The sequence below is a fragment of the Candidatus Nanosynsacchari sp. TM7_ANC_38.39_G1_1 genome, assembly GCF_004138385.1.
Genome location: NZ_PQNZ01000046.1, coordinates 1 through 6,367, shown reverse-complemented (window position 1 = coordinate 6,367; position 6,367 = coordinate 1). Strand labels below are relative to the sequence as shown.

General features: G+C 42.5%; 6 protein-coding genes and 4 tRNA genes. 9 read left to right on the top strand and 1 reads right to left on the bottom strand.

Annotated features, from left to right (window positions below; all coding sequences use genetic code 11):
• The first annotated feature begins 50 nt into the window (after positions 1-50).
• The 8 genes from G1ANC_RS03320 to G1ANC_RS03285 all read left to right on the top strand — a co-directional run bounded on the left by G1ANC_RS03320 (position 51) and on the right by G1ANC_RS03285 (position 4,594).
• Positions 51-554, top strand: coding sequence for a nucleoside-diphosphate kinase (locus G1ANC_RS03320; RefSeq protein ID WP_129693591.1), 504 nt, complete (start codon positions 51-53; stop codon positions 552-554).
• 27 nt (positions 555-581) lie between these two features.
• A tRNA-Arg gene (locus G1ANC_RS03315) sits at positions 582-658 on the top strand.
• A gap of 10 nt (positions 659-668) precedes the next feature.
• The gene (locus G1ANC_RS03310; protein ID WP_129693590.1) at positions 669-1,193 is read left to right on the top strand and encodes a PH domain-containing protein; all 525 of its coding nucleotides are present in this window, start codon (positions 669-671) and stop codon (positions 1,191-1,193) included.
• Positions 1,165-2,235 (top strand): hypothetical protein, encoded by a 1,071-nt coding sequence (locus G1ANC_RS03305; protein WP_129693589.1) that lies wholly within the window; start codon positions 1,165-1,167, stop codon positions 2,233-2,235. The genes G1ANC_RS03310 and G1ANC_RS03305 overlap by 29 nt, the downstream gene beginning before the upstream one ends.
• 56 nt (positions 2,236-2,291) lie before the next feature.
• Positions 2,292-2,369: transfer RNA gene (locus tag G1ANC_RS03300), tRNA-Asp, on the top strand.
• Between the two features lie 73 nt (positions 2,370-2,442).
• Positions 2,443-2,518: transfer RNA gene (locus tag G1ANC_RS03295), tRNA-Thr, on the top strand.
• A gap of 13 nt (positions 2,519-2,531) precedes the next feature.
• The gene (locus G1ANC_RS03290; RefSeq protein ID WP_129693588.1) at positions 2,532-2,909 is read left to right on the top strand and encodes a hypothetical protein; all 378 of its coding nucleotides are present in this window, start codon (positions 2,532-2,534) and stop codon (positions 2,907-2,909) included.
• Positions 2,906-4,594 carry a glycosyltransferase family 2 protein gene (locus tag G1ANC_RS03285; protein WP_129693587.1) on the top strand — a complete coding sequence of 563 codons (1,689 nt, stop codon included), beginning with the start codon at positions 2,906-2,908 and terminating at the stop codon, positions 4,592-4,594. Before G1ANC_RS03290 ends, G1ANC_RS03285 begins: the two co-directional genes overlap by 4 nt.
• Before the next feature lie 375 nt (positions 4,595-4,969).
• Here the strand turns inward: G1ANC_RS03285 and G1ANC_RS03280 are convergent.
• Positions 4,970-5,046: transfer RNA gene (locus G1ANC_RS03280), tRNA-Val, on the bottom strand.
• Positions 5,047-5,106: 60 nt separating this feature from the next.
• On the opposite strand from G1ANC_RS03280, the gene thrS reads away from it, so the two are divergent.
• Positions 5,107-6,367: threonine--tRNA ligase (gene thrS / locus G1ANC_RS03275; RefSeq protein WP_129693586.1), on the top strand; the 1,261-nt coding region annotated here is incomplete at its 3' end.

Here is a 6,367-nt window from a genome sequence, read left to right as displayed (position 1 = left end):
TATCTGATATAATAGCGGTAAAGCAACTGTATAAATAGGAGGTATAAATGATGGGTGATGTAGAAAAAACACTAATTGTCTTTAAGCCGGATTCGGTGCAGCGGGGCTTAGTTGGGCGTATTCTGACGCGTTTCGAGCAGGTTGGACTGAAAATAGTCGCTACTAAAATGATTGCGCCCGACAAGCAGCACTACTACCGTCACTACGAAGAAATTGGCAAAATGATCACTCGCCGCGGCAAAGAAAAGTTTGACGTTACGTTAGAAATGATGGTTCAGGGGCCGGTTATCGCAATGGTACTTGAGGGCGTTGAAGCGGTTGATCTGGTTCGCAAACTTGTCGGCGCGACAGAACCAAAGAGTGCTGCTCCTGGTACCATTCGCGGCGATTTTTCGCACATGAGCTTCCAATATGCTGATAGCGAAGGCAAGGGAGTGCCTAATCTAATTCATGCTAGCGGTAACATCGAGGAAGCTGCAGAAGAAATATCGCATTGGTTTAGCGATGATGAGTTATATAGTTATCATCGAACTAGCGAGCGCTTTACTCGCTAGTGCTTGCGATGTTACACTAATCCCAGGGCCCCGGTAGCTCAATTGGATAGAGCAGTTCCGTCCTAAGGAAATGGTTGTAGGTTCGACTCCTGTCCGGGGTACCAGGATATTACTATGGCAGCAGAATTTGAAGGATTACACGACGGCGAGAAAGTATTGCTAGTTTTTCGACGGCACATCATTGCTATGCGGAAGGGTTTCTATTCGCTGCTAATTCCGATGACTGTTGGCGCAATACCGTTCTTGATCTGGCAGACTAATCTTGATTTGCTTTGGATATTTTTTGGCGGTTTTGTGCTTGGCTTAATCTTGTTTATTTATCACTTCTTGATGTGGTTTTATACTGTGTACGCGGTGACTAACGAGCGCATTCGCCAGATTACTCAGCGCGGCTTCTTTGGCCGGGATGTTGTAGAAATAAATCTAGATAAGGTCCAAAGTATAAGTTATAATATACCTGGGTTTAGCGGCGAAGTGTTCAAGTTTGGCACCATCATCATGCGTACTTACGTTGGCGATCTGGTTATTCGGCTAGTCGAGCATCCTAGCAAGATATATAATGAGTTGCAAGATGCAGTTCACGAAGCCGAACTAAGGAGACAGAAAATATATGAAGAAAATAAAGTTGAAGCGAAGTAAAAAGCAACCAGCTCCAGCGGCGAGCCGTATTACTAACGAGACTATCGCTGAGCATCGCGAACAGATTTTAGCTGGTGGCCGCAGGTTTAAATATCCGATTCAATACACCAAGCATAAGCTGATTATTAATACAGTACTTATTTCGATGGCCAGTATCATTCTGCTATTAGTTGGTTGCTGGGCGGTAATGTATCCGATGCAGAATACTAGCACTATAGCTTATCGAATTTCTCGCATTGCAATGTTGCCAGTTGGCAGTGTTGACGGCGAGCCAGTCCGGTATAGCGATTATTTGGTGCAGTACCGAGCTTCTGAATATTACTTAAATAAATATGGCGAGGTTAAGGTCAACTCCAAAGACTGGTATGTTCAGCTTGACGACATTAAATATCGTTCAATGAATCTAGCCCAACAAGCAGCTTACGCTCGCAAACTGGCTAAGCGCTATAATGTTAGTATTTCGCGAAAAGATGTTAATGATTTTATTGACCAGGAACGCACGACGATTAACGGCCGCGTGTCGCAAGAAACATATGATGCGTCGATTCGTATGCTTTACGGAGAGAGCGCTGATGACTATCGGCTAATTGTTGAAAACGGGCTGCTAAAAAACAAAGTCGCCTTTGCTATGGATGCAACTGCAAAAGATCAGGCTGATAAAGCCTTATCTTTATTGAAGTCTAATGGCGACTTTGCCAAAACGGTTGAAACTATCAATAAACAATCGACCGAGGGCAAGTTATCAGCTGGCAATAGCGGATCGGTTGATATTAGCAGTAAATTTAATGGACTTAGAGTTTCGGATATTTCAAAAACTCCAGTCGGCAGCTTATCCGGTATTACAAGGAGCACTAATGACGATGGTTACTACATAGTAAAAGTTGTTGCGAAAACTGACAAGAAGATAACCTTTGAATATATTCATATACCGTTGACGGCTTTTAAGTCGCAATTTGAGCAGCTAAAAAAGAGTGGTAAGATTAGCGAATATATAACCATTCCAGATAACAGCCAAACTGGCGGCGCGGTAGTTAACCAGTAGGCGTTTTTCGCTTGCACATAACTAGGTAATGATATATAATGCACACTGAATAGTTTGCGCTCGTAGTGAAGCTGGTCTATCACGCCTCCCTGTCACGGAGGAGATCGCCGGTTCGAATCCGGTCGGGCGCGCCATAGAAAGCGTCCCACGAAGTGGGGCTTTTTCTATGGTAGGATTGTTTGGCTTTTGTTATAATATAAACGTATTGCCGTCTTAGCTCAGTTGGTAGAGCGGCGCATTCGTAACGCGCAGGTCGCCGGTTCAATCCCGGCAGACGGCTCCATAGTTTATAAGTTATGAAAAGCGAAATCATTAAGTCGTTATTAGGTGTTCTCAAGAATAGGACTCTTGTTCTTTTTCTCGTAGCGATGCTAATTTTAGATATAGTTTGTTCAATTGCCGTGTCTATGCAGATTACGCCCAGCGAGATTACGGTTTATTCGCGTTATACTGCTTTCGGGCAAGTACATTTTTACAAAGATCACTGGCAATATTTATTATTATTTTCTGGATTTTTCACGTTAGTAACTATCATCCACGGCGCGCTAATGATAAAGTTTTATCTATTGGAAAAAACAACAACTGCTAAGGCAATTGGATGGTGCGCGTTTATCATTATGCTGATTGCTGCTATGTACGCTTTTGGCGTCCTATCTTTAGGACGGGCGGCATGAGTTGTCCAGACTTAGAAATTCCTCTTGGCAAAAGGTCGAAGCTTTATCGTTTTTTTGAGATGTTGCCAGCGTTAATAAGCTATGGCATGTTAATTTTGTTAGTAGTTTTATCAGTACTTAGTCCTTTTCTGGCAGCTATTTACTTATTGTTATTGGTGTTAACTACGTTTGTTAAGGCGATAGGCATTTCTTATAGAACTTTGCTGGGACACCGGCAACTTGTTCGGGCCGAGAAAATTGATTGGAGTGCTCGACTTGATGATCTATCGCAGGCTGCCGCGGGCAAGTCGCCCGAAATTAAAATTAATAAAAAAGATTTTGAAGCTGATGTGCATCAGCAAACTATTCTGTCTATCGAAAAAGGCGAGTTGCAGATCATAGATCCCAGAGATATTTATCATGCAGTACTAATTGCTGCTTATAACGAGTCTTACGAAGTATTGAAGCCGACGGTAGAGTCAGTAAATAATACAACATATCCGAACGAGAGGTTGATTGTATATTTGGCTTACGAAGAACGCGGCGGCGAGCAGATGGCAGAGACTGCCAGACGTCTTCGCGATGAATACGCTGGCGTATTTTGCGACTTTCGGATTATTCAACACCCTAAAGATTTGCCGGACGAGATACCGGGCAAGGGTCCAAATATTACGTATGCAGGCTATGACCTCAAGCAGTGGTGCGACAATAAAAAGATTGAATATAACCAAGTAATCGTTACAACCCTTGATAGCGATAATCGGCCTTACTCAACCTATTTTGATTATGTGGCGTATAAATATGCTGTTACCCCTAACCGCGAAAGACTATCATATCAGCCGGTGGCCTTGTATTTTGGTAATATTTGGGATGCACCAGCGCCAATGCGGGTGCTAGCAACGGGCAATTCGTTTTGGACTATTATTGGTAGTATGCGGCCGCATGCTTTGCGTAATTTTGCAGCTCATAGCCAGCCGCTTTCGGCGCTTGTGAGTATGGATTTCTGGAGTAAGCGTAGTATTGTTGAGGATGGGCATCAGTATTGGCGCAGTTATTTTTACTTTAAAGGTGATTATAGTGTTATGCCAATCCATGTTCCTGTATATCAAGATGCCGTGTTGTCAGACACATTTAAAGCAACGCTTATCAGTCAGTTTAAACAGTTGCGGCGCTGGGGGTATGGTGCTTCGGATATACCATATGTAGCAGTCAGATTATTTACGCGCCAGCGAACAGCTCCTTTTTGGGAAACATTGGCAAGATTTATACGGCTAATTGATAATCATGTTAGCTTAGCTACGATGTCAATATTGGTTGCTTTTGGCGCGTGGGTGCCATTATTAACCAATCCCGAAGCTTCCAGAAATATTTCTGCGCATGCTCTGCCGCTAATAGTTAGCCACATTCAACAGGTAGCAGTTATCGGAATATTTATTACGATTTTACTGATGCTGAAGATGCTGCCTCCTCGTCCAGAACGCTATAAGCGTTCGCGAACCGTTTTTATGGTTTTGCAATGGTTTCTGATGCCTGTTATATCAATCTGTTATAGTTCTGCAGCATCAATGGCAGCGCAGACGCATTTGTTGTTAGGTAAATATCTTGAGAAATTTGATGTAACCGACAAGGCAACACTATCGTCGCGTGCTAAAACAAAGGCCAAGAAGGATGCTCTCAAGAAAGCTAGACGTAAATCAAAATTATAAAATTATAGTCTTTTAGCTGAGACTACCAACACTGGTCGCGAGACACTGAATTACTTTACGTGATTACAATACCAAGCGAAGCAGTCCAGCTTGTTACGTTATTTGAGCTCGTAGTAAATGGTATAGCAGCTTAGCCGAGATTGCTTTTTATATGTTGTAGATTTTGTTTTGGTATGTTGTTTAGCCATGCTTTTATATTAGCATAAGTATTATTTTTTGTCAAATTCGATAATCTACGAAAATATATCACCAGACGCATAGAAATGTTGATTAGACATCGAATAACGACGTGGAAAACTTTTAGTATTTGTGCATAAAATATTATGCAAAATAAAAAACTTGCCGTCTAAATTACGGCAAGTTACATGATTGCTCTGGTGGGCAATAGAGGATTCGAACCTCTCACCTCTTCAACGTCAATGAAGCGCTCTAGCCAAATGAGCTAATCGCCCAGATGTAATAATACTATCACAACAGATATCCGTTCGCAAGGAGCGTGCTATAATATTGATATGAGTGAAGATGAACTAAAATCTATGAGACACAGTTTGGCGCATATTATGGCTCAGGCTGTTCAGCGTTTATGGCCTCAGGCAAAATTTGGTGTAGGCCCAGCTATCGACAATGGCTTCTATTATGATATATATCTTGATGGTGCGACAATTTCTGAAGATAGTCTGCCAAAGATAGAAAAAGAGATGCGAAAAATAGTATCTGCCAATTATCCGTTCGAAAGACGAGATGTGGCAATAGATGAGGCTATTGATTGGGCTAGGGAAAATCAGCAGAACTTTAAGATTGAGCTATTAAACGACCTTAAGCGGTCTGGTACTACCGTTGCTAGTGAATTGTCTGGTGAGGATATTGGCTCTACAGATGAAGCTCCTAGTAAGGTCAAGACTGTGTCTTTGTATTCGCAAGGTGATTATGTCGATTTATGTAGGGGTGGACATGTTGATAGTACGGGTAAGGTTGGTGCGTTTAAGCTGACTAAGGTTGCTGGCGCATATTGGCGTGGTAATGAAAATAACCTACAAATGCAGCGTATATACGGCGTGGCATTTGCCACCCAGGAAGAGCTAGATGAATATTTGGAAAAGATAGAGATCGCAAAGCAGCGCGATCATCGAAAGCTAGGTAGGGACCTTGATTTATACACGACCTCGCCACTAGTGGGTGTTGGTTTGCCACTATTTACACCTAGAGGAACTATTTTGCGCGAGGTGGTGTCTCAATATTCGAATCAGTTGCGGCAGAAATTCGGTTTTGAGAAGGTGTGGACGCCCCATATCACAAAAAAAGATTTGTATGAAAAGTCGGGTCACTGGGCAAAGTTTGGTGAAGAGTTGTTTCTTGTAAAGAGTCAGGAGACTAGTGATGAAATGGCCCTCAAGCCTATGAATTGCCCGCACCATACACAGATTTTTGCCTCACGTCCACGAAGTTATCGAGATATGCCAGTAAGATATCTGGAGACGACAACTGATTATCGTGATGAAAAGACAGGGGAGCTCGGTGGTTTGAGTCGAGTGCGCTCTTTGACGCAAGATGACTCGCATGTATTTTGTCGTCCTGACCAAATTGGCGAAGAAATTCATAATCTAATGGGCGTTGTAGATAAAGTGTATGCAACATTCGGCATGAAATTACGTGTGCGTTTGAGCTATCGTGATGACAGCGATGCTTATTTAGGCGATGCAAAACTCTGGGAAGAGAGTCAAAAGCGATTAAAAGAAGCCGTTATAGCACATAATTTAGATTATTTTGAACAGA

Coding starts and splice junctions, on each gene's coding strand:
- G1ANC_RS03310 (WP_129693590.1), top strand. CDS start 669: ATGGCAGCAGAATTTGAAGGATTACACGACGGCGAGAAAGTATTGCTA.
- G1ANC_RS03285 (WP_129693587.1), top strand. CDS start 2,906: ATGAGTTGTCCAGACTTAGAAATTCCTCTTGGCAAAAGGTCGAAGCTT.
- G1ANC_RS03320 (WP_129693591.1), top strand. CDS start 51: ATGGGTGATGTAGAAAAAACACTAATTGTCTTTAAGCCGGATTCGGTG.
- G1ANC_RS03305 (WP_129693589.1), top strand. CDS start 1,165: ATGAAGAAAATAAAGTTGAAGCGAAGTAAAAAGCAACCAGCTCCAGCG.
- G1ANC_RS03290 (WP_129693588.1), top strand. CDS start 2,532: ATGAAAAGCGAAATCATTAAGTCGTTATTAGGTGTTCTCAAGAATAGG.